This is a genomic window from Mesorhizobium sp. WSM3866 (assembly GCF_002294795.1).
GTDB lineage: Bacteria > Pseudomonadota > Alphaproteobacteria > Rhizobiales > Rhizobiaceae > Mesorhizobium.
This window is the reverse complement of sequence record NZ_NSGC01000016.1, coordinates 68101-91434: the sequence shown is the minus strand read 5'-3', so window position 1 is coordinate 91434 and position 23334 is coordinate 68101. Positions and strand designations below refer to the sequence as shown.

Here is a 23334-nt window from a genome sequence, read left to right as displayed (position 1 = left end):
AATCGCTGTCCGCGAATTACTGAAATCACTGTCCGGGATTTAGCGAAAAGGGTGTCCGGGAATTACCGAAACACGCAATTAGAGCAGAAAGTCGGGCAACAGCAGCTCGATCTCGATTTTTTTCGCGAAGCCTTGCGGCACTTCGAGGAAGATCAGCGCCGGAGCAGCGCTCTTGGCGAAACGGGATCTTCAAAGTCATCGAAAAGATGACGACCGGCCTGTCGCAAGGCGAATTCAACATCGATCGAATGTGCTGGCTCGCTGGTATCAGCCGCGCGAGTTATTACCGTCACTGGCTAGACTCGGCCCCTCGTCGGGCCGAGACAGGTTTGCGAGATCTCATTCAAAAGTTGGCTCTCGTAAACGCGCACTACGGTTACCGCCGGATTGGAGCCCTGTTGCGTCGGGAGGGATGGCAAGTCAATCACAAGTGCGTTCTACGCATCATGCGTGAAGACAATCTGCTGTGCCTGCGCGCGCGACCCTTTGTTCCTGCAACGACGAACTCGAGGCACGGTTGGCAAGTCGTGCCGAACCTTGCCAGGGGCATGATCCTCAGTGGGGTCAACCAGCTATGGGTTGCCGATATCACCTTCCTGCATCTGGCTGAGGAGGTTGCTTTCCTTGCCGTTGTGCTTGACGCCTTTAGCCGCAGGGTGGTCGGGTGGGCGTTGGATACGCATCTCAGAGCAAGCCTTGCCATTGCGGCCCTGCAGCAGCGTTAGGCGTTACGGCGATACGCCCCTCGTCAAACCGGCTTGCTTCCCGCCGAGCAGGTTGTTCGGGGTGACCGAAGCCGTCAAATCTGCGGTGGCCCGAAAAGGTCGCCCGTGTCGCGCTGCTGACGAGCTAGTCGCGCGTCTCGATCATCCAGCGCTCGAGCTCGGTGACCAGCGGCACGTCCGCTCCGGACGCACGGCGTGGCGTTGGACCGGCGATAGGCCGTTGATCTCCCGCTCGATATCGTTACAGGGCTCGCCGCCGGCACCAAAGCGGCGACAGGCTCAACGCAAACCACGACAACTTCGGCAAACGCTCGCGAGCTCTCACCGTGCGGCGCCACTCACCGACACCCCAAGGCCCAAGCGACGCCGCGACCAGGCGCTCCTTCTCCCCGAACGACGCGCTCGTCGTCTCTCGCCCGACGGGATCACACGGTTAACTGCTATTCGTGCTTTGGTTGCCTTACGAATGCGCCCAGCCCACAGTTTTAACATTTGATAGAGCGCGACCTTGATCCGTCAGGTTTGTCGCAATATGGCCCCTGCAATATCACAATCGAATTAGGTGAGCGTGTTCTCAACCAGCTTGATCCAATATGAGGTGCCGAATGGGATCGCATCCTCATTGAAGTTGTAGGCTGCATGATGCAAGCCGGGGCTGTCGCCATTACCGCACCAGATGTAAGCGCCAGGGCGCGCCTCCGCCAGTCTCGCAAAATCGTCACCAGTGAGCACTTGAGGCGTCGATAGGACGTTGTCTTCTCCCGCTATGTCCATTGCCGAAGCAATAGCCATCTTAGTTGGCCCAGGTTGGTTGACAAGGACGATCTCGCCGATCTGACTTGTTAGGTGTATTGTTGCGCCGGTCACTTGAGAGATGCCGGCAACTACCTCCCCCAACCGTCTTAGGACGATGTCACGTACCTCCTGTTTCAGCGCTCGTATCGTCCCCGACAATTCCGCTGTCTGGGCAATTGTCGCCAGCCCGTCGCCCGAGTGGAAACTGTCGAATGAAAATCCTGCAGATTCGATAGGGTCAACATTCTGCGCCAAGATCTGCTGTATCGCAGTGATCAGTTGCGCGCCGACCAAAATCGGGTCGATGGATTTATGCGGCAAGCCGTGGTGACCACCACGGCCCTCAATCTTAAACCCAATGATGTCCGTGCCAGCGAATGCAGCGCCCTGTCGAATTCCGAACACACCTACCGGCATTCCCGGAAGGTTGTGCATGCCATATACCTGCTGAATGCCGAAGTTCTCCAGCATACCATCGGCAAGCATAGCTAATGCGCCCGTCCCGAGCTCTTCTGCGGGCTCGAAGATCAAGACAACAGTGCCAGCAAAGTTCCTAGTGTCGGAAAGGTACCGGGCGGCGCCCAACAGCATCGCAGTGTGGCCGTCATGGCCGCAGGCATGCATGACACCTCTGTTTGTTGAGGCGAAGGGCAGATTCGTTGCCTCTTGGATCGGAAGTGCGTCCATGTCGGCTCGCAAGCCTATGGTCTTTTCGGGGCCACCAACTCGCTTGCCTGTGATCACTCCGACGACGCCAGTCTTCCCGACTCCCGTTATCACCCTGTCGCAGCCAAATTCGCGAAGGCGATCGGCCACGAACGCTGCAGTTCGGTGCACCTCGAAACCAAGTTCTGGATTTGCGTGTAAGTCGCGACGCCAAGCGACCAGGTCCGGGAGAAAGTCTGCGATGCGATTTATGATCGGCATGTAAATCCCTTTGCGTTGGTAGAAACCTCGCAGGCCGTACGTTGCCGCGACGAATTGAAGTCCCGACATCGCTCAACCTTCTAAGGCCGGAACCTCTCCATGCTTGGCAAAAAGCCTAGGTCTGCCCGTCTGCCCCTATCAAACTAGAGGTCATAGAGGCGTGAAACTGCGTTGCTACTGTGGTCTGCACATTCTTTCTGACTTGGAATCTGATTGCATCGCTTCGAGGCACCCAATCGTTGCCAGTTCGGCTCCCTCTATTCCTGCGTTCTGGCCTCGCCGGCAGATCGCTTTCCAACAAGTGAGCGTAGGCGAATTGCGTCGGCAGGATGTCGGAACGCCAACGTCTTCTTCAATCCGGTGCAGTCCTTGCGCAGCAGGAGCCGAAGGCAGCCGGCTGACAGCGAGCGGCCCTCAGCCTGAACAAGCCGGATAGATAGGTATCAGAATGCCGGGCTGAGGCTGCTTGCTAGCCACCGGCGCCGCGGCTGACCGCCACCCCCCTTGTGGTCATTCCCACGTTGAGCGGCGCCCCCAATCAAAGCCGGGCGAGCATCCGCTCATTGTTTTCTCAGAGGTGGGCTCGCCCGGTCGGTTGAGGAGAATAACCAGCCTAAGAGCCCCAACCGAGTCTTTCAACGCTTGCACAGATCCACGGTCTTGCTGCCGTCCGGCAATGTCGACTTGTTGTATCCGTATTTGCTGACCGACTTCATCATCTCTTTGGAGCCGAGATAATCTTTCAGCTGCGCATTGAAGGCCTCGACCGCCATCGACTCGTTGAGCCGAAAAGCGAAGGCGGGGTAGCCTGGCTTTTCGTACTGCGCGAAGGGATCAGCCATCTCGAGCCCGTCCTCGTTGCTGATAGCTTGTTTGATCCCCAGGTAGTCGCCGACCCCGGCATCGGCGCGACCGCCCTTGATAGCTTGGACAATCTCCACGTTACCGGCGACCTGCATGATCTTCTCGTCGGGGATCCCGACTTCTTGGGCGTTCTTCACCGCCCGGTAGCCCACGCCTGTAACAACGGTCACGCCTTTGTCGCGGACGTCCTGATACGAATGCAGGCCTTTCGGATTACCCTTCATTACGGCCATCCCAGTCGGAATGCTGGCGACCGGCTCCGTGAACAGCACGTTGCGGCAGCGCTCGGGCAAGATGTACATGCCGTCGGTTATTATGTCGAAGCGGCCCGCCTGAAGGCCGGGGACGAGCGAGCCCCATTCTGTCACCACCGATTCCACTTTGGAGACCCCCAGTTTCTTTAACACCTCCAATGCGATCACATTTTGCAAGCCCAGCGGCTCCTTGTTCTCACCAGGGAATGCCCAAGGAGCATCATTGGAATAGCCGATCCGGATCGTCTCTCCATTCCTGATCTTGTCGAGCAGCGATAGCGCCGAAGCTGAACTGACAAAGGTCGCGATCGCCATCACCGCTATTCCGAGTGCAGTCATTCCCGTCAGAATCGCGCCGCGCAAGCAATCAGCCCTGTTTTGTTCACGTTGACACTTGTCCATCTGATAATCCTCCGTTCGGTTCGGCAGCTTCCCCGACTGATTGATGATGACGATCTAACGTCCATGCGTTCACATGAGATGTGCGGCGGTTCCCCTTCTTACGGGTTCAAAGTCGCGCCTCGAAGACGATACGATTTCCATGTCGCTACTTCTTCATACTGGGATCGGACCGCTCAGTACCCGCTCCTTGAATTAGCAGAATGAGCTGCCCGTGTTGCGCGATTTATCCTCGAACCAAGCAGGAAACCGGCGTTTTCATGTCGATTGGCGCGCGAGGATGTCCCTCAATCGACATGCAATTCTTGTAGCGGCACAACGCCGAGCGTCGACCGGGTGGAGCTGGCCAGGATTGCGCAGCCCCGTCGGTGGAAGCGCAGGCCGACTGGCCCCCGGTAGGCCACCTGCCTCTCACGTCATATTTCATTCTTCCAACCCGTTGATTGCTCGCCGCGAGCCACCAAGACAACGCTAGTCACAGAACGAAACGGGTCAACACGCCAGGACCGTTGGCACAAGATCCCAGGCGCGAGACGGCATTCCAATTGGGCTTTGCAAACTCGCAAGCAGGCTATGACAACAGGTGCAGAATGCGACCGCCCCGTCACTTCTAACCTTGGCTGCCCCACAATAGGCCGCGGCGGTGGTATAAGGCGGCGATACCTATCTAGCCTCCAGCACGGCGCTGAGGAACTGATGCGTACGGTCGTTCTGCGGGTTGCTCAAGAGTTGGTCGGGCGGGCCCTGCTCGACGATCTTCCCGCCGTAGAAGAAACAGACCCGGTCGGAAAATTCTTTGGCAAAACCCATCTGGTGCGTGACCATCAGCATTGTGAGGTCATGCTCGGTGCCGAGCTTGCGGATGACATTGAGTACCTCCCCGATCAGCTCTGGGTCGAGCGCTGACGTCACCTCATCAAACAGCATCACCTTGGGCCGCATGGCAAGCGCACGAGCGATCGCCACCCGCTGCTTCTGTCCGCCAGAAAGTTGAATCGGAAAGTGATTTCTTTTGTCGCCGAGCCCCACCATGTCGAGCAGTTCGGCGGCCCGCGCCTCCGCTTCCTTCTTCGGCAGCCCGAGCACGGAAACCGGAGCCTCCATGCAATTTTGCAGGGCGGTCAGGTGGGGAAAGAGATTGAAGTGCTGAAAGACCATGCCGATCTTGCTGCGGACACGCCTGAGATGCCGGTCATTCGCTGGGACCAACTGGCCATTCTTCCGCATATGCGTGAGCGGCTCTCCATCAACCCAAATCACTCCTCCTTGGATTTGTTCCAACGTCATGAGCATTCGGAGGACTGTGGTCTTGCCAGAGCCGGAAGGCCCGATAATGCAAACCTTCTCGTTACGCGCGATGTCGAGGTTAAGCTCATCGAGCACGGTTAGCGAGCCATATCGTTTTGTAACGTTTTCGAAGCGGACCATCGGTTCGTTCATGACTTTCTCGTTGCTCGTGACGTCGGGTTGCGCAGCACGATCAGCCCCCATTGCTATTTGCGGCGTTCTCAAAGCGGCCCTTGGGTTCGTGCAATGACGTACTTCCTACTGCAATCGATAGCGGCGGTTGAGCCAGATGCTCACCGACTGAACGATTGCGGAAGCGACTAGGCTGAACACGAGAAAGAAGAAGCCCACCATGACGATGGCCTCGGTGTAGCGGTAGTTATTGGCGCCGAAAATCTTCGCCTGCTGCAACATCTCCAGGATGGCGATGGCAGCAAGGATCGGCGTTTCCTTGAACATGCCGACAAAGTAGTTGCCCAAGGCTGGGACAATGGGCGGGATCGCTTGCGGCAGAATGATGGTGCGCCAGGTTCGCATTCGCGACAGGTTGAGCGCGGTGCAGGCCTCCCACTGGCCTTCTTCAACCGCCAGAATACCGGCGCGAAACACTTCTGAGCAATAAGCGGCGTAGTGGATTCCGAGCATGCTGATGCCGGCTGTCCACGCAGGGATGCGGATCCCGAATTGCGGTCCCACGAAATAGACGAAGAACACCTGGAGCAGCAGGGGCGTGGAGCGAATAAATTCCACGAACTCCGTCATGGCCATTGAAACGTAGCGGTTCCGCGACTGGCGGATCAGCGCGACGACAAGGCCTAGCACCACCGCGATCGCAAAGCTGAGCACGGTTGCCTGAATCGTGACGATCGCCCCGTGGTAAAGGTACGGCCACGCGTCCCAGACGTAGGACCAGTCCCACATGCTCATGCAAGTGCCCCCCGCACGAATCCCCTTGAGAGCCGGCGCTCAAGCCACCGCACCAGAGGGGTGATCAGGGCACGCGCGACGAAGTAGTAGCCAAACAGTGCGACCGCGAAGAACAGCAGGTAGTTGCCGGTGGCGTCGGCCGCCAGCTTCGAGGCGCTGGTGAACTCGGTGATGGTTATGAAGAATACGAGCGAGGTAGACTTAAGCAGCTCGATCAGCAAGTTGCCCGACGGCGGCAGCATGCTTCGGATCGCCTGCGGCACCACGATGCGGCGCATCATGGTGAGCCGCGGGAAGTTGAGCGCGATACTCGCTTCATATTGGCCCAAGTCGACAGCCTGGATTGCGGAGCGCACCACCTCGGCGAGATAAGCGGAATAGTTCATGCCAATGCCGAAAATAGCAACCGCCCACGGCGACAGGGCCACGCCAAAGAACGGCAGCACAAAGAACAGCAAATAGACCTGTACCAGAAGCGAAGTTCCGCGAAAGAATTCGACATATGCAACCGCTAGCCATCCCAGCGGCCACTGGGAAGAAACCCGAGTTAATCCGGCGATAAGCCCGAGCGCTATTGCCACCAGAGAAGCCCCGATCGTTACAATTATTGTAATCAGGAGGCCATGGGCGAGCGCTAACACGCTGAAGGTGATGACGAATTCGTTCATTTCTAATATCCAATTTGACATTCCCCGGCCTAAGGGGGGAGATGCATCAGGATGGGAAACGCGACTCAGCAAAGCTCATATAATCCTTCAACAGCGCGTTCATCGCGGCCACTGTGTCCTTCTCGCTTTTTGGAAGTGCAAAGGCTGGATAGCCGGAGTTTGGTTTGAAGGGGTGAGCGAGCTCGAGTGGATCATCATTGCGGATTGCCCCTTTAATGCCGGGCGGTAGCTACCGCCGAGATGCCCAGTGCGGCCATTCCCCTTAGAACTTTCCGTCTCAGGGATCGATCCGGGTGTAAGGTGTTGGCGCTTGTCCATATCTCCTCCTTATGTTTCGGGCTGGCGCGCCCAAACGGTGAAACACCGTTCACATATTCTTGGACGCGAATTGGATGCTCGGCCCCCCATCTCCCTGCCGATTACGATATCACTTAAATTACAGCATTTCGGACGTTTTTTGGCTCATACACGCAGGAAACCGGCGATTCGGGCGCTAATTCGCTGTTGCTAAAGCATGGGCCACGGCCCTGTTGTCCGACTGCTGCCAAAGGGCCCGCTACGCGGATGGCGAATTGGACCGGGCACGCGGTACGCCTATGCCTTTTTGCCATCGTTCTAGTAGCGCTGCGCTGCGACAGCGGGCGAGCTCTATAGCGCGACATATGTGGAACGGCCACGCGGGCAAGGACTTTTTTCAGACATTTCATCCAGCGGGATCGGTGCGGTCATATGTCCGGCCTTTCAGCGCGGTCTAAGACCGCTGGCCTCGATGAAATTCGCGATGCGATGGGCTGATGAATCTGACGCGCTTTAAGCGCATTGTCGCGCCGGCCTCTCTCGCCTCGGGATTTCGTCCCGTGGATCATCGTCTAATTTTGCACCTCGCCTCTGTCCGGCGTCGCGCCGGCCAGTCCGTCCTGGTCGTCGTTCGGCTCAGGCGTGTGCTGCGCCGCTCGCCGCGCCAGTATTTCGGTATGTCCCGCCCCTGGTGAGCAGCGCCCAAATGATCCTCGCCATCTTGTTGGCGAGCGCGATTGCGACGACCTTGAAAGGCCGCCGCGCTAAAAGCGCGACTAGCCATCGCGGCGCTTTGTCGTTGCCCTTCACGCGTCGCAAGACCGACGTCGCGCCACAAACAAGCAGCGAGCGGAGCGTTGGGTTGCCCATTTTCGATATGCCGCCGAGCCGCTCCTTGCCACCGCTCGAATGGGGCTTTGGCGTCAGTCCTAGCCAGGCGGCGAAGTGACGGGCGGATTTGAACCCGTCGGGATCCGGGATCAGCGCTTTGACGGTAGCCGCCGGATCGCTCCGACGCCCGGAATTGTCGTCAGCCGTCGCATGTCCTCGTCGCGCTTCGCCTCGCCGACGATCCCTCGTTCGAGCTTGTCGATTTGACGCGTCAGCGCCTCGATCTGATCGGCGATTTCAGCCAAAGCCATTCGAGCGGCTTTTGGCAGGCAAACGTCCTCCTCGTCCCGCACGATCTCGATCAACGCAGCCACTTTAGCCGTGCCGAGGGCGGCAACAACGCCCAACTCCGACAAATGCCCGCGAAGCGCGTTGATCGCCTGAGTTTGCTGGCGGATCAAAAGGGCGCGCGTCCTCAGCACCATGGCCGCCGCTTGTTGATCAGCCGATTTGATCGGAACGAAACGCATGGTCTTGCGGGTGACGGCTTCGCTGATCGCTTCGGCGTCGGCGGCGTCCGTCTTGCCTCGTTTCACGAAGGGCTTCACATAAATCGGCGGGATCAAACGCACGTCGTGACCGAGCGCCGCAATCTCGCGCGCCCAATAATGCGAACCGCCGCACGCTTCCAAACCAACCAGACACCGCGGAAGCTTTTCGAAAAAAACCAGCAGCTCGGCTCGACGCAGTTTGCGATTGAAAATCGGCGCGCCCTCGGCGTCGGCGCCATGAATTTGAAAAACGTTCTTGGCCAAATCCAGGCCGATGGTGTTAACCTGCTTCACGGAACGGCTCCCTTCCTTGTGGCGTTGCTTGCAACGACCACGTTCTAGCACTTAGATGCTGTCGGTAGCGGGGCCGTTCCACACCATCAATCTGGGAGAGAGGTCGTATTGCCTCACGTAACGATGCTCCCCGAGATTCGAGCGTTGCCTCATCCATTTTGCTCCCGGCTTGGGGAGAAGGAGGCCGGGCGCGGAGATGGCCGGGGTTTCGCAGCGCCCGGCCTCCTTCGCGAGCGCCACGGCGCCTCAGTGTGGCCTTGCGATCTCCAGGATCGGCGGCTCCTTGTTCAAGGGGCCAAACAGCAACGCGTCCGCCTGTTCGCTGCGCCAGACCTTTAGCCGGCGCTGAAGCGTTCGAAGCAGTTTGTCCGGGTAATCGCCGGGGTACTCGGCCTGCAGTCGCGACAGAAGTTCGCTGCCGGTTCGCCATGGTTCGGCTTCGAACCAATTTCGTAAGTCCGCAGTCGCCTTGACGAGAGGGTCAGGACGCCGCCGCCCCCTTTTGGCTTTCACAATCGGGCGATCCGTCGGCCGGATAGCACCGTCCTCCCAGGCAGTCCGCAAAGTCGCCAGGAAAAGGTCGATCGGCTGGGCTGCCCCGTCAGGGCGCACGGCCGGCGAAGTATCGGCAAGCGCAGCGAGCCGCTCCTGCATGGCGCGGATATCGCGCAACAGCAGGACAGGATCGAGTCCGGCGTAGATTTCCTGCAGACGGGAGCGGACTGCATCTGACGTGCGAGCGTCGTCAACCAGACGCTGATGCGGCGTAGCCGGCGGACTGTAGGTCTTGCGCACACGCGCGCCGTCGCGCTGCTTCGCGATCAATTTGAACGACGGTTGAAAGAAGTTCACGAACAGCCGCACTGATCGGTAGAGCTTCGCCAACAGCGTGACGGCCTCGAGCCCCTCGAACCGACGATATCCAACCATCCTGCGCACCACGGCGCCATTCTTCTGCTCGACAAAGGCCTGGTCGTTCTTGCGATGGGGGCGGCAGCGCGTGAAGACGATGTTGGCGGCGTCGCAGTAGTCCTTCAGCGTCTCGTTCATGAAAACGGTGTCGTTGTCCGTATCCAGGCCGAGAAGCGCGAAGGGCAGTTGCTTGCGCAATTCTGTGAGCACCGTGCTCAACAGCGTCTGTTCGCGAACCAGCAGCGGCGCACATTCCGTCCAGCCGGTTGCGATGTCGGTGAGCACGAGGGTTTGGAGGAAGCTGCCGCGAGCCGAAGGGCCGCTATGGGCGACGCCTCAACGAAGCCTGGCGCTGGATCGTCCCAATCGCCGACGTTCTAATGGGAATGCTCCGTCGCAGGGCATGCGCCGCGGGCCGTCGTCGGGGACGTCCCAAGCCTTCTCGGATCGGTCCCAGCGTCCTGTCGATCGTGGCTGCGCTCATCGCCAGCAATTTGCTTCGGATTTCGGGCGCCAGGTCGAAATGACCGTGCCGTTCCATCGCCTCGAGAAGGACGGCAGCAACGCCTTCAGCCGCTTGCCGCAGACGCGGTCAGACGCCTCCCAGAGCAATATGAGCGCATTGCGTTCCGCTTCATCATAAATCCGCGGCCGCGCTCGCCGGCCTGAAACCGGCCCCTTACCGCGTCGTAGCAGCCGCATCGCGTGCTTGCGGTGAAAGCCGGTGATGACGACGAACTCATCCAAAATTCTCGCCTTCTCCGCTCGCGTCGAAGCACGATAGCGCTCTGAAACCGCCGTCGTCAGTTCTTTCCGTGTCGCTATGCTCAGCCGTCCCATAGTCGCCCCTGCTCATACCCCTCGGTAGGGAGCAACTTATGTGAGGCAACGGTTGAACATTCAGGAACATTTTCGACGAGGCAATGCGGCCCAGATTGCCGCGCCGCAGAGCTCGCCGCCTCGGACCAGGGGGCACTGGGCAGGGTATCGTGGTGTTGACGACGTGGCGATTAGCGTGCGGAGCAACCGAGCCCTTTTGCTTCACAAAAGGAATCTTTAACCAAAGGTATGCCGCGCGCATGCGCTCATGTGTACTGCGGGGCTTGGTGGCGCGAGGCGAGCGCTAAGACAGCATCAAGTTCCATCAGCATCGCGAGCCAAGTCAGGACGACACCGGACTCATGACATTTGGGTCGTCGGCTGGTTCAGGATACTTGCGCGCGTCGGCCTCACCGCACACAATTTGGGATGACCCGTCTCGTGCATGACTCCCGACGAGCGGCGCTCGTATCGGCAAATGGTTACGTTCGCCCGAAAAGCAACCTGCTCCGGCTCCAGATTTGCCCGACAACCGCGCGTTTATTGCTGCTGCCGGTCATGCAGTACGGCGTCAGACATCTTCTCGGCCACCATTATCGTAGGGATGTTCGTATTTGCTCGCGGGCAGAATGGCATCACCGACGCATCGGCTACTCTCAAACCCAACATTCCATGGACGCGGCCTGACGGATCCGTCACGCTGGTCGGATCCTGAGCAGATCCCATTCTGCAGGTTGACGTTGGATGAAAGTTCCCGAAAACGTTTTGTCTTACGAACCGATCAAGGAGCTCGTCATCGTCTAGAAGGTCTGAGATGCTGCGACCATCGGTGATTGCGAATCTGATAAGGCCTCGACGGAGTGACGCGGAACTGTCCATGACGGCCGCGAGAAAGGATGTGAGACCGTAATTCAAACGGTTGTACTTGCCTATGCGCTTTGCTCGTCCCGTCCACGTAGACGGAAAAGGGTCGAGCGCAGTGCTCACCAGAGCCTTATGATTGATCAGTCTCGCAATGAATCGAAACGCGCTTTTCAACCGCTCAGCGTCGCGTTCGTCGCTCAACATGTCAAAATTCACTTCTGGTTCAGCGAGATGAGAGGGACTTACGAGCGAGACAGTTCCTGTCGAGTAGACGCGATTGACCCAGAAGTTGAGCGTCCCTAGACGTTTGCCAACGGGATGCCAAGCAGACTTTGCCAGAATCGAGACGGCCATGTCGGTGGGAGGGCAACCATCGTGACCGGAAGAATATCGAGCATGCATCTGGATATATCCTGTCGCGGTTGGCAGCATCCTATCCTTTGGCTTCAAGTATGCCGATATGGCGACCCCGGCGTGCTCCTGCAGATTTTTTCCAACCCCTTCAAGGTCTGCTACAACTTGAATTCCGATTTCAGATAAAGCTTTACCCGACCCAATCCCGGATCGCAGCAATATCGCTGGCGAATGTATAGCCCCAGCGCATAGGATCACCGTTTTAGCGCTATATGGCTTTGGTCCGGTTTTGCTATCGGTATCAACGCCCGTCAACTGGCGACCCGAGCAGGCTAACTTTAAGACCGTTGTATCAGACAATATTTTTAGGTTGGGTCGAGCCCGCACACTCTCTGGTAAATAGGCCATCGCAGCCGACACGCGACGACGGTTAAGGCTTGTGAGTGGAGCAACGGAGTGGCCGTCGCGGAACTCACCGTTGAAGTCTGGCCGGAAGGGTATGTTTTCATCTTCGAAAGCCGTCGACACCGCGTTGACGAACCCCGACCACTCAGCTCTGTCCGCGCGGCTTATCGGCAGCGGCCCGCTATTGCCGTGGAAGCGATCGCGAAAATCCATATCGCATTCAAGCCGGCGGAAATACGGCAGGACGCCTTCCCAATCCCAACCCGTCGCCCCGCTGGATGCCCACTCATCATAATCGGCAGGGCCGCCCCGGTTGGCGACCTGAGCGTTGATGCTGGAGCCTCCCCCTATGACACGAGCTTGCTCGTAGTGAACACGTCGGTCGCTATTTCGCGAAACGGCTGCGGTGAGCGACGGCCATTGGTACCGTTGATTGTAGTAAGCGCGCGTAGGGTTCCCATCGAGGATATCATCAGGGACAGCGTGCGGAGGAAAATCAGGACCAGCCTCTATGAGCAGGACGTGACTGCCATTCGCCGATAGCCGGTTCGCCATCACGCATCCCGACGAGCCGCCACCCACAATTATATAGTCGAAAAGCAATGACCCCTCCTGTCTTGCGCGTGGGCATGACGCATGATCGCGGCAGGCGCCCTACGAGCAACGCACGGGAAAGCATGCCGCGGTTAGTGCAAATGCCTGAGCAAATACCTGATCGCGCGTGACGGTGCGGCCCTAGAGCCTTTTACCTCCACCGGATGATGGCTGCGAGATCCGAATGCCGATATTTCTTGTCTGGACGTAGCCATCAAGTGCTTCCTGTCCCTTTTCCCGGCCGTAGCCTGACTGCTTTACGCCGCCGAATGGTGTTTCTACTCCGCCGACGTACCACCCATTCACGTACACCTGGCCAGCCCAAAGGCGATCGGCGCACCAAAGAGCACGGTCGATATCCCGCGTGAACACGCCAGCTGCCAATCCTTGATCAGTATCGTTGGCTAGTTCAATCCCCGCAGCTGGGTCATCGAATGCAGTTACCGCCAGAACGGGACCGAATACTTCCCTTTGGAAGAGGTTGCTGTCTCGCGTGACATCGGCAAAAACCGTCGCAGCCATAAAATAGCCGCTGCGCTCCGAAAGTGCGGCTCCGCCGGTCACCACCCGCGCTCCCTCCAAAACGGCAACCTCACAGGCTTCCGTCACCCCCTGGCGCTGCTTCTGAGAGATCATTGGAGTGATGTCACAATTGTCCTGCCCCGGACCAACGGTGAGTCCTTCGACGCAGACTTTCACTTTCTCCAATAGTTCTTCCGCGACCGACCGCTCGACGAGCAGCCTCGTCAAATTGTTACAGTTCTGGCCTGCGTTCAGATAGGTTCCGACACGTACCGCGTCTACGACAGCATCGAGATCTGCGTCGGAATACACGACAGCCGCTGACTTGCCGCCCAGTTCCATGATACAGGGGACGATGCGTTCCGACGCGGCCTTGAGCACCGATCGCCCGGTTGCTGTGGATCCGGTGAACACGATGTGACGAACATCGGGATGTTCGATCAGCGCTTGGCCGGCGGTCTGCCCGTAACCGGTGATTACGTTGACGGCCCCTGCGGGCAACCCTGCGGTTTCGCAGGCGCGCGCAAACTCCACCCCAGACAGGGGAGCCAATTCGGGAGACTTAACCACGACTGAATTGCCGGTGGCAATGGCGCAAGCAAGCGAACGAGCCGTTAGTTCAAGAGGACCATTCCATGGCACGATCTGGGCCGAAACACCGAAGGGGCTCCGGACGGTGTAATCGACGAACTCGGCCCCGCGAGGGATCGATCGGCCTTCAAGCTTATCGGCCAAACCAGCATAGTAGCGCAGGTAGCGTACAGCCGTGCGGACCTCACCCCGGGCAAGGTCCAACGCCTTGCCCGTCTCGATGCAGTTAATGGTCGCGATCTCCTCGCTGCGCGCCTCGATCGCGTCTGCCACACGAAAGAGCATCTGTCCCCGGTCATAGGGATGCATGTCTATCAGAACGCGGTCACGAAAAACTCGGTTGGCGGCGGCAACGGCGAGATGAACGTCTTCCGGTCCCGCCTCTGCGACGACCGCAATGGTCTCCCCAGTTGAGGGGTCGTCAACCTCGATCCGTCCGCCGGACGAAGAATCTCTCCACTCTCCGTCTATGTAATTTCTGTTAACTTCTGCCCCAGCCATCGAATCCTCCAAACTAATAATTACGCAGAAGTACTGACATGCGGCAAATCCTTAGGGTTTCGCGCTGAAGCGGAAACCCGTTCGGATTGCCTAGGTAGGGAAACTGCCCTGCGAAGACACAAGCAAACCGATCGGCGCTGCTTTTGTGGTACGCCTCTTCTGTCAGCGACTTGCCGCCGTGCCGTCCTGCACCGCTCGTACGCAGTCGCGGATGATTGACAAGCCCCGTCGCAGATCAGCCTCGGCTATGGTGAGGGCCGGCATGAACTTTAGCACTTCACCGTATGAACCAGCGGTTTCTAGGACCAGACGGCGAGCGAAGGCCTCCTTCGAAACACGCGCAGGCAACGAGTGATCCTTTGGTGAAACGAGCCCATACATCAGTCCGCGGCCCCTCACGCTCAGCCCGAGAGATGGGTGATCGGCGGCAATAGATGCAAGCTCGGTAGCCAGAATCTCAGATTTCCGCGCAATGTCATCCTCAAACTTTGAATCGGACCAGTAAGTTTCAAGCGCTGCGCGAGCAGTAATGAAGGCCAAATTGTTGCCCCGGAAGGTCCCGGTATGCGCTGCCGGCTTCCAAACATCCAGGTCGGGCTTGATTAGAACAAGAGCCATCGGTGTGCCGTATGCCGACAACGACTTGGACAGGGTAACGATGTCTGGCACGATGCCAGATGGTTCGAAACTGAAGAATTTCCCCGTGCGTCCGACACCAGCCTGGATGTCATCCAGGATCAGTAAAATCCCGTGCCGCGAAGTTAGCTCACGCAACCGCTGCAGCCACTCAACGCTGGCGGGGTTAATGCCCCCTTCACCTTGAACCGCCTCGAGGATCACCGCGGCAGGGGTATCAAAACCGCTTGACGGATCCACGAGAAGCTTCTCGAGGTACGCGATCGTGTCAAACGAGTCCCCTAGGTAACCTTCGAATGGCAACGATGTCACGTGAGCGAGCGGAAAGCCTGCCGCTGTCCTCATGTCTTTATTCGCGGTCGCCGCCAACGATCCCGCGCTGACCCCGTGATAGGACCCCGTAAAGGAGACAATATTTGACCGACCGGTTACCTGGCGAGCCAGCTTCAGCGCCGCTTCTACGGCATTGGCACCCGTAGGACCCGTGAACTGCAGTTTGTACCTTAGACCACGGGGCTTCAGGATATAGCGCTCGAAAGCTTCAATAAATCCCTTCTTAGCTGTTGTGGCCAGATCAAGGCTGTGTACGATCCCATCGCGCTCAATATAGTCTAACAACGCCTGCTTGAATGCTGGGTTGTTATGGCCGTAGTTGAGCGCACCCGCGCCACCGAAGAAGTCCAGATATTCCTGACCATCCGCCGCCGTGAGCGTCGTACCAACTCCCCGGTCGAATAGGACCGGAAACGAGCGGACGTAGCTACGCACCTCAGACTCCAAGCGGTCGAAAAGTGCGAGGCTCACATCTTTGGCGATTTGGTTCATAGGGGGGACTCCTTCGAGTTGGGCAGCCTGTAAGGCTAGTGGCCGGTTTAAACGTGAGAGGACGGCCAATGCCGTTTCTTGTAACTTAGCTCGTTCCGCCGCCCGGGTTGAGCGAAATATCGGCCGGGTACCGCAGGAAATCAGCGTTCTGTAGCTGGTTGCGCAGATTTCGTACAAGTCGGCGCTAGACCTTGGATGGCCAACTGGAAATTGGGGCGGCTGCGACAGCTGCGTTTCGTCCTGATTCAATATCCACCTCAATGGGGTGGACGCTGGCGAGAGTTGAGCGAGTCGGGGCTTGAAGGCTGCGGACCAAAGGCAAATGCCGGCGCGGCAAGCGGCGGCGCCCTGGAGCAATCTGTTTGATTGCGCGGGGGAAGATCACTAACGCAAACGCCCGTCGGGGCGGTCTCCCAGCTTCACGCTGCACGCTGAGGGCGGTTGAACGGCGCGAAGCCAATTGAGGAAGCTATCCGCATGCGATTAGGACGAGTATCCAACCGGCTAGGTTAGAATGCACGTCCTTGGTCATTGTGGACTTTCTGGATCATTCCGACGACCATGAGGGACAGAGTATACGTGACGGTGGTGGTCCTCGATAGCAAACTGGATCTGCGTCGACCTGGCCGCCATCTCAGGCCATCTTTCGGAACGGTAAGAACCGGAGCTTGCCGGGAAAACGACGGTTCGGTTTCCTTGATGAAGGTGCGAAACCACTTTGCGGGTCTGGCCGACCTGGCAGTCGTTCGGGGCGTAGCTGGCGTCGACGGCGGCACGGCTTGCGCCGACGGCGGCGCCGAGCTTGTCGGCAACCGGCAGGATGACTTCATGGAACTTCTCCGACGAGCCAAGGGCGCCCGCCGAGATGATGATCTTGGCCGAGGTCAGCTCAGAACGGTCGTTCTCGCACAGCTTGTTCTCGAGGAAGGTCGAGAGGCCGGGATTGGCCGCGGCGCTGGCCGTTTCGACTCAGACCGAACCGCCCTCGGGCGCCCCTGGAAGGAGGCAGTGCGCACCGTGATCACCTTCTTGGCGTCGGTTGCCTGCACGGTCTGGATGACGTTGCCGGCATAGATCGGCCGCTTGAGCGTTTCGGGCGAGACGACTTCGATGATCTCGGACACCTGCGCGACATCGAGCAGGGCTCACACGCGCGGCGCGACATTCTTGCCCGACGAGGTGGCAGGCGCCACGATCGTGTCATAGGAGCCGGAGAGCGAGACGACGAGACGAGATCGCGGTCGAGGAAGCGATCCGCATCAAGGAAGCCGCAAGGCAGAAGAGATCATCGTCGTTTCGATCGGTCCACAGGAGGCCCAGGAGACGCTGCGCACCGCGCTCGCCATGGGCGCCTATCGCGCCTCCTCGTCGAACGGGTTCATTGCCATCTTGAGGTTGGCAAGCTCGACGCCCAGTCCGTCGGCTTTCACGCGGACCTTGACGTTGGCGTCCACAACCCGCTTCACGGGCACAAGGATCTTCATTCCTCTCTCGTTTCTTGTGTTCTTGCAACATCCCTTACGAAATTATAGCAACCGCCAACGAAGGTTGTCCGCCAAGCCATTAGCTTCCATGCTAGGCTGTTCCGGCAATTCAGCCGAGGCAACGTTCGGAAGGAATCGCGCCCATATATCGGCGCGAGTGAGACAGGTGGATGGTCCGACTCCGCTGCTACGCAGACACCGACGCCCGGCAGGAGACTGAGCTCGCTGCCGGGCCGGCGCGCCTTGGGAGGAGGCGTAGCTGCGAATCCTTTTTAAAAAAGGTCTGGATCACCCGCATCGAGCGCATCAAATAGCGAGCGGTGCACATGGTGACTGTAGCGGATCTGGTTGACCTATTCGCGCCATTCCTCGCGTATCTGCGCAGAAGAGCGGCGTCTTTAACCTGACCTATGCAGAAAAGCGGCGAGATTTCGCGCAGTGATCTCGACGAGATACACCGGTTCTGCCCGCCCGCTCCGGGCCAGCGGCTGGCATCCCCCGCAGGCCCGGCGCATTTCGAGCGCCCTTGAGATCACGACGGAACCTGATGACCTTTTTGCGGGGATGGCTTGCCTGTATCGCCATCGCGCTTAAAGCCTGCGCGCGCATTGGAAACTAAAACAGGTGCACGCATAAGCTTCGCTTCGCGACGATGAACGAGATATCGTCGCGTTGTATCTCTGCGATATGGTACTGAATTACCTTCAATGGCCGGGGTCCCAAAGTGAGCGCAAACAGCGCTGCCAGTTGTCCCTTCTGAAAAGCATTCATCGGCTCCCAGCGTCTTTGCCCGGGCTTAGCCGCACGCGGGAATTGCCGAGCATGGCCCCAGGACTGGTCATGGAGACGACGAGGATGCGCCGCGTCACTGGAGGTAAACAGGTTATGCAGCACGAAGCTTCTCGTCGTCCCACTCTCGCCGCTTCGCAATCAAGTGTTTCGATCGATCTGGATATCTGGCTGATCACCTGGACTGGGACCGACGTCTGGGTCCAGTTGGCTACTCCCAGATGGGTTGTCGGTCGCACGCTCTCGACCTACTTCGCCTTGACTTACGGCGGTATCGCGGCCGGTAGTGGATCTGAAGCGCCGTTGCCAAGAACTACTCCTTGACCTGGGCGCTATTGGGGCAGCGTGCGCTCTGTTGTTGGTTGCCGCGGTGGGGATACTTCTGCCGGTACGCCCATAGGAAGATTCCGATCTGGAAAGTTCGGAATTTCGAGCACCGGAGCTAGCACGGGATTTAAAGCCCAGGAGTAGGCCAATCGTTGCCAGGACGGGCTATTCGGTATCTGAGGAGGACATTGACACCCTTCTTGGTAGCATGCGCGCAAAGCGACACGCATTTAGCCGTGCTGGTACACGCAATTGGACGCTGCAGCGCAACCTTCACCGTCTTCACTTGGACAGAGACGCTCCGCACGCCGACTTGGACCGACTTTCTTCGACTCAATCATCGGCTCGCGTAGCAGACAAGGAAGTCGCCCAGCGCCCTGGATCATGGAGAACACCCTCCACGCACAGTGCTTTCGATCGAGCGAAACAGACGCAGCGCGCAGCGGTGCCTCGACAATTATTGTTCGCGCTCCAAGGTTATAAGGCTACAACACTGGCCGCGAATGCGGCTGAAGCGGCCCTCGCTTGGTATGGCCCGACGATTTGCGCATTTGGGGTTGAAATCAACGAACAGGCAAGCAGTTCGATCAGGATTTGCCCATGGGAGGCGGTGGATGGTCGGTGCGTTACCTACGGCCGCGCCTCTCTATGATCTGTCCGACGAGTGATCCCGCCAATCGAATGGCCGGCTTTTGCCAAACACATCGACGCCATCCTGGCGCTGAAGCGAGCGCAACGGGGTTATCCTGGCGCACAAGGATCAGACGCCAGAACGTTCCGGTCGCCACCCACGTCAACACCTCCCTTGGCGAGCCGCGCGGCTGCCCGACGAATATCTGGCGAAGAACATTTCTGCTCAAACGAGAATTGAGATTATCACCGGGAAGGAACGCTGCGAGGTCCATAAACGCTTTGCGAGCTGCGCGAAGCGCATCCGGGGATCATCGTGCTCGCCATTCGGTCGTGGAGGCCGACTTCGCCGGCTCGACAGCAGCGATGTCCTACTTTGTCGCGCGGCATAGACTGGCTGGCACGTGTGGTGCTGATGGCGGAATGTTCGATGAGCGACAACAGCGCGTCCAGCATCCTGAAGTCGGTTTACGGTCGCGAGCACCACGCCCCGCGTGGGCAATGCGACGAAGCTGGGGGCGAGCGGGTTCGTTCGTGGCCTAGAATGGCGGTATCGATCCTATTGAGCGGCATTTCTCGTGATGCCAACTTCGTGGAAATCCGACAGCGTCCCGCGATAACGCAAGATCAGCCTTTTTTGTCGAGAAGCGCCCGACCGACGGCGCGATTAACTGGACTTGGAAATGCCACCGGTCATTCGGCTGCTTGCTCTGCGAAATGTCTTCTCAGAAGGCCAGGAGCGGGATGGGCTGGCGACGGCTGGAATTGCAATAATCCCGTGGTGGCGCCTGCCGAGGGTGCGAAGCTTGTGCGCTCCCACGACGCGGATCAGCACGCCGGCGGCAAATGGGCGATTTGCGCGCCGAGCTCATAGTAGCCTTCTCTGATGGCCCGGAAGGAGGCGTTCTGCGCCGAAGATACGGGCAGGAACATCCCATCGAGCGGCAGCTCGCCGCTGATATGGCGGGCGAGCTCGCGGCCGAACACTGTGCCAGGCGCGATGCCTCGTCCATTGAAACCCGTGAGCGCAATCATATTTTCCGCTGGCAGGTGAAGGCGGGGCAGATGGTCGTTCGTCATGCCGATCCGACCGTACCACTCATGCTCCAGTTCGACCTTACCGATTTGCGGAAAGAGCGCCTGGATGCGCCGCTGCGCCCAGTTGCGATGGATAACGGTTCCGGTTCCGCGGAGCGCGCCGACGCTGCCGACGATGAGGCGGCCGGCATTGTCTGTGCGAAAGGCGGTCAGCACGGTGCGGGTGTCCCACGCGCCGTGCCCCTCGGGCAGGATCGTGCGGCGAATTCTGTGGCTGAGCGGCGCAGTCGCGACATGGAAAAAGGGCAACACCACTTGCTCGCCGCGCAGCTCGGGGAGGATGCCCGACGTGTAGGCGTCGGTCGAAAGAACTACCCACTTGGCCCGGACGCTTCCTCCTTGTGTGGCGAGCCGCCAGACCCCGCCCTCGCGCACGATGTGCTCGACTGGGCTCGCCGTGAAGACGGCCGCGCCGGCCGCAATCGCCGCGCCAGCGAGGCCGCGCACATAGGCGAGCGGCTGGATGGTCCCGGCACGCAGGTCGAGCAGACCTGCGGGGAAGGCCGAGGTGCCTGTCTTGTCACGGGTCTCCCCGGCATCAAGCATGTGCACTGGGGCGCCGAGCGCCTGCCACTGCCGCGCTCGCTCCGCGATCTCGGCAACGCCCTTCTTATCGGCTCCACAATGGATCGTTCCGGCCCGCTTCAACTCGCACTGCAAGTTGTGCTTGTCGACGATCTCGAAGACGGTGCGTGGAGAATCGCGCAGTAAATTAAGCAAACGATCGCCATAGAGGGGACCGAGCGTCTCCTTGAGCGCCGAGGGCATCACCCAGAGGCCCGCATTCACCAACCCGGTGCTACGTCCGGCGGCGCCAAAACCAATCTCGGCTGCCTCGATCACGACAGCGTTCAGGCCCCGCTCGGCAAGGTGCAGCGCAGTGGACAGCCCGGTGTAGCCGGCGCCGGCGATCGCGACATCGGCGGCGAGCTCGCCCCCCAGCTTCTCTGTTGCAGGTGGCGGCGGAGCTGTCCGCTCCCAAAGGCCATGCGACCGTCGATTGTTCAGCATTTCTTTCCGCTCCCACCCCTTCATCTTCAAAGTCCCCCCTAGCAGCAACGCACAACAAGCTCTCGACGGTTGGTCAAAGGGCCAGCCCCTATTTTGCAAGCCGTTTACAAAACGGCGGTACGTAGGGTCGACGAACACTTGGCGGGCGTACGGCAGCTACGAGAGGAGACTTTTACGTTATGAGGTCGCAAACGCCGGTACCGGTTGAAGGCCCGACGTTGCGCGCGCAGACACTCACGATGCCCGGCAGGAGACTGAGCTCGCTGCCGGGCAGAAGGCGAAGTTGCGAATCCTTGCGAAAATTCTGAATCACCCGCATCAGGTAGCTTACACAATAAGACATCGGACCGCTCTCAGCGCCCTTGGCCACTGTAGCGCATCTAAGTGTCCGATTTCCGCGAATTGTCACCTATTCACGCAGGCGATCGGCGTTGCGCGTTGGGACATGCGTAAAAGCGGTGAAAGGTGGCGCCCAGATTTGGAGACCGGTAACTTCTCTGGGGTTAGGCGGCGCGCAGGAGAGGCGGCTTGGGCTTGAATAGTGGTGGCACCTTCGACTCTGGCTGTCGGAAGGGCGCCCGCAATCGATTGCGAAGCTCCCCGTTGAGATCTGCCGTCCTGACCTGCATGAGCATGTGAGCACCGTGGAGCGACCACCGCATCTGCTGTTTCTTGACCATCCGCTTGCCGACAAGTGAATTCACCGCCGATTCAGCCAGAGTCGTTGCGACGCGAAGCCCGGCTTGGTAGCGCTTGCCATAGTTGACGATCGCGCCGCGGTTCGAACGGACATAGCTTAGGAGCTGCAAGCCGAGGCTTTGAAGTCGGGCGATGGAGAACTCGCTGCCTCCTTGCCAAGCCTTCACCCTCTCCAAGAGTTGCTCCAGATCGGTGATCGCGCGATCGACCCGCCCATGCCACAGGCGCCACTTCACCGCTCTGATGTCACGGTCGATTGCGGGAAGCGCTTCAGAGAGACCGATCGGGATCGAGCCATTTGATCGGCGATCTGCTGCATCGGCTGGACCTTCATGGCGATGTGGAACCAGTCGATAATGTGGGCCGTCGGCTTAGGCATTGCGCGGGGTAGCCGCTTCAGGATTTCGGCACCGTCCGAAATCACCGTCACATCGCCAAAGCCGCAGTAGCCTACTTCCCGAAGAGCATGAAGGGCGCGATCCCGGATTGCCCGTTGGTCGGTGTTGCTGGTCACGAAATAGCGACCGCCGTCTTCGCCCCGCCCGCCGCGGCCGCATCGGGCCACAACGAGCTCGAAGTTGCGCGCTGAATTGGAATCGGCGCTGCGAACATGCGCAGTATCGATGCTGATGACGAACTCCTTGCGTCGATCGCCGGGAAGCTGCATTTCAAGCTGGCGCCGTTCGTCCGTTTGCGCCCTTGCGTGTAATTCTTCCTCAGCAACCTGATCGTCGAGCCGTTCGCCGATCCTGATGGTTCGCTTGCGCACGGTGGCATGCGTCTCGGTCGGCTCAACGGGCAGGAATTCGGCAAGCATTCTGGCAGCCTGCCGGTACGGCATCATGCTCCCCAGCCGCGCCGTCAGTTCCATCAGCTCGGGTGTCGCTCGATCCGGGCAGATCTCCCGCAGCGACGCAAAGGCAACGACCATGCCTGGGTGACGATCCCGACACAGCATCCAACGAGGATTGCGCACCTCCACGATGCCAAAGACAGTCCGGATCCGTCGCGTCGTGTAGTCCTTGACCGACCGAAACCTGTGGCAATCCGGGCAGACCCGACGAAAGAGGGAATACGTCTCCGCCTCATGGTTCACGACCGCGCTCTGCAGCGCCGCCATGATGGTCTTGCCGTCCTCGACCGACAGGCCGAGGTCGCCGTCAAACAGACGTTCCCAGCTCTTGTCGATGCGGACCGCCTTCCGGCAAACGTCACCGGACACGTTCCTGCCCTCGATCGTGATCGTCCATACCACCGCCATCGCTTTCCCCCCGGACAAAGCGATGCTCATGGACTACGCGCGCCTAACAACCTGTATTCGACCCCAGAGAAATTACCGGTCTCGTTGCGTAGAGCGAGGAGTTCTCTGACCACGTCTTCTTTGTGTGCAGGGCGGAAAAAACGCCGATTTCCTGCGTGATAGAAGAAAAATATTCGCAAAACGGCCGAATAGA

At 59.1% G+C, this 23334-nt stretch carries 12 protein-coding genes and 9 pseudogenes; 5 read left to right on the top strand and 16 right to left on the bottom strand.

The annotated features are described in order from the left end of the window. Both CK222_RS32740 and CK222_RS27130 read left to right on the top strand, forming a co-directional pair. Window positions 1–210, top strand: a pseudogene (locus CK222_RS32740) (hypothetical protein); the annotation flags it as partial. After that, the gene (locus CK222_RS27130; protein WP_095802490.1) at window positions 207–725 is read left to right on the top strand and encodes an IS3 family transposase; all 519 of its coding nucleotides are present in this window, start codon (window positions 207–209) and stop codon (window positions 723–725) included. The pseudogene CK222_RS32740 and the gene CK222_RS27130, both read left to right, overlap by 4 nt. Here CK222_RS27130 and CK222_RS33125 read toward each other — a convergent pair. The 12 genes and pseudogenes from CK222_RS33125 to CK222_RS27070 form a co-directional block, all read right to left on the bottom strand. Next, window positions 715–965, bottom strand: a pseudogene (locus tag CK222_RS33125) (hypothetical protein); the annotation flags it as partial. The gene CK222_RS27130 and the pseudogene CK222_RS33125 overlap by 11 nt on opposite strands. A 318-nt stretch (window positions 966–1283) precedes the next feature. Continuing rightward, window positions 1284–2447, bottom strand: coding sequence for an amidohydrolase (locus CK222_RS27125; RefSeq protein WP_095802497.1), 1164 nt, complete (start codon window positions 2445–2447; stop codon window positions 1284–1286). A gap of 635 nt (window positions 2448–3082) precedes the next feature. Next, entirely contained in the window at window positions 3083–3967 is an 885-nt protein-coding gene (ehuB, locus tag CK222_RS27120) for an ectoine/hydroxyectoine ABC transporter substrate-binding protein EhuB (RefSeq protein WP_245433299.1), read from the bottom strand. A 660-nt stretch (window positions 3968–4627) separates the two neighbouring features. Next, a complete protein-coding gene (gene ehuA, locus CK222_RS27115) occupies window positions 4628–5404 on the bottom strand; it encodes an ectoine/hydroxyectoine ABC transporter ATP-binding protein EhuA (RefSeq protein WP_141247136.1) in 777 nt (258 codons plus the stop codon). Between the two features lie 105 nt (window positions 5405–5509). Further along, complete coding sequence (ehuD, locus tag CK222_RS27110; protein ID WP_095802487.1) at window positions 5510–6178, bottom strand: ectoine/hydroxyectoine ABC transporter permease subunit EhuD; 669 nt, start codon at window positions 6176–6178, stop codon at window positions 5510–5512. Beyond that, window positions 6175–6846 (bottom strand): ectoine/hydroxyectoine ABC transporter permease subunit EhuC, encoded by a 672-nt coding sequence (gene ehuC / locus CK222_RS27105; RefSeq protein WP_095802486.1) that lies wholly within the window; start codon window positions 6844–6846, stop codon window positions 6175–6177. The genes ehuD and ehuC overlap by 4 nt, the downstream gene beginning before the upstream one ends. 933 nt (window positions 6847–7779) lie before the next feature. After that, window positions 7780–8819 (bottom strand): annotated as a pseudogene (locus tag CK222_RS27100) (IS110 family transposase). Window positions 8820–9065: 246 nt separating this feature from the next. Continuing rightward, window positions 9066–10571, bottom strand: a pseudogene (locus tag CK222_RS27090) (ISNCY family transposase). Between the two features lie 519 nt (window positions 10572–11090). After that, entirely contained in the window at window positions 11091–12776 is a 1686-nt protein-coding gene (locus CK222_RS27085) for a GMC family oxidoreductase N-terminal domain-containing protein (protein ID WP_095802484.1), read from the bottom strand. Window positions 12777–12908: 132 nt separating this feature from the next. Further along, a complete protein-coding gene (locus tag CK222_RS27080) occupies window positions 12909–14381 on the bottom strand; it encodes an aldehyde dehydrogenase family protein (RefSeq protein WP_095802496.1) in 1473 nt (490 codons plus the stop codon). A gap of 162 nt (window positions 14382–14543) precedes the next feature. Then, window positions 14544–15842 carry a diaminobutyrate--2-oxoglutarate transaminase gene (gene ectB, locus CK222_RS27075; RefSeq protein WP_095802483.1) on the bottom strand — a complete coding sequence of 433 codons (1299 nt, stop codon included), beginning with the start codon at window positions 15840–15842 and terminating at the stop codon, window positions 14544–14546. A 708-nt stretch (window positions 15843–16550) separates the two neighbouring features. Then, window positions 16551–17083: pseudogene (locus tag CK222_RS27070) on the bottom strand (electron transfer flavoprotein subunit alpha/FixB family protein); the annotation flags it as partial. Here CK222_RS27070 and CK222_RS27065 point away from each other — a divergent pair. Then, window positions 17071–17201: pseudogene (locus CK222_RS27065) on the top strand (electron transfer flavoprotein subunit beta/FixA family protein); the annotation flags it as partial. The pseudogenes CK222_RS27070 and CK222_RS27065 overlap by 13 nt on opposite strands. Before the next feature lie 8 nt (window positions 17202–17209). Here CK222_RS27065 and CK222_RS27060 read toward each other — a convergent pair. Beyond that, window positions 17210–17326: pseudogene (locus CK222_RS27060) on the bottom strand (electron transfer flavoprotein subunit beta/FixA family protein); the annotation flags it as partial. Window positions 17327–18283: 957 nt separating this feature from the next. Here CK222_RS27060 and CK222_RS27055 point away from each other — a divergent pair. Together CK222_RS27055 and nadA are read left to right on the top strand one after the other, a co-directional pair. Further along, window positions 18284–18925, top strand: a pseudogene (locus tag CK222_RS27055) (MFS transporter); the annotation flags it as partial. Between the two features lie 131 nt (window positions 18926–19056). Beyond that, window positions 19057–19520: pseudogene (nadA, locus tag CK222_RS33120) on the top strand (quinolinate synthase NadA); the annotation flags it as partial. A 380-nt stretch (window positions 19521–19900) separates the two neighbouring features. Here the strand turns inward: nadA and CK222_RS27045 are convergent. From CK222_RS27045 to CK222_RS27035, 3 genes are all read right to left on the bottom strand, one after another. After that, window positions 19901–21181, bottom strand: a complete 1281-nt coding sequence (locus tag CK222_RS27045; protein ID WP_095802482.1) for an FAD-binding oxidoreductase — start codon at window positions 21179–21181, stop codon at window positions 19901–19903. A gap of 503 nt (window positions 21182–21684) precedes the next feature. Next, window positions 21685–22116 carry a hypothetical protein gene (locus CK222_RS27040; RefSeq protein ID WP_095802481.1) on the bottom strand — a complete coding sequence of 144 codons (432 nt, stop codon included), beginning with the start codon at window positions 22114–22116 and terminating at the stop codon, window positions 21685–21687. Then, window positions 22113–23171: a hypothetical protein gene (locus tag CK222_RS27035; RefSeq protein ID WP_141247135.1), complete on the bottom strand. Its 1059-nt coding sequence runs from the start codon at window positions 23169–23171 to the stop codon at window positions 22113–22115. The genes CK222_RS27040 and CK222_RS27035 overlap by 4 nt, the downstream gene beginning before the upstream one ends. Window positions 23172–23334: the final 163 nt, after the last annotated feature.

Bases quoted from the DNA above. Each gene is read 5' to 3' on its own strand.
- ehuC (WP_095802486.1), bottom strand. From the start codon at position 6,846: ATGAACGAATTCGTCATCACCTTCAGCGTGTTAGCGCTCGCCCATGGC.
- CK222_RS27080 (WP_095802496.1), bottom strand. From the start codon at position 14,381: ATGGCTGGGGCAGAAGTTAACAGAAATTACATAGACGGAGAGTGGAGA.
- ehuB (WP_245433299.1), bottom strand. From the start codon at position 3,967: ATGGACAAGTGTCAACGTGAACAAAACAGGGCTGATTGCTTGCGCGGC.
- CK222_RS27035 (WP_141247135.1), bottom strand. From the start codon at position 23,171: ATGAGCATCGCTTTGTCCGGGGGGAAAGCGATGGCGGTGGTATGGACG.
- CK222_RS27045 (WP_095802482.1), bottom strand. From the start codon at position 21,181: ATGCTGAACAATCGACGGTCGCATGGCCTTTGGGAGCGGACAGCTCCG.
- CK222_RS27130 (WP_095802490.1), top strand. From the start codon at position 207: ATGACGACCGGCCTGTCGCAAGGCGAATTCAACATCGATCGAATGTGC.
- ehuA (WP_141247136.1), bottom strand. From the start codon at position 5,404: ATGAACGAACCGATGGTCCGCTTCGAAAACGTTACAAAACGATATGGC.
- CK222_RS27125 (WP_095802497.1), bottom strand. From the start codon at position 2,447: ATGCCGATCATAAATCGCATCGCAGACTTTCTCCCGGACCTGGTCGCT.
- ehuD (WP_095802487.1), bottom strand. From the start codon at position 6,178: ATGAGCATGTGGGACTGGTCCTACGTCTGGGACGCGTGGCCGTACCTT.
- ectB (WP_095802483.1), bottom strand. From the start codon at position 15,842: ATGAACCAAATCGCCAAAGATGTGAGCCTCGCACTTTTCGACCGCTTG.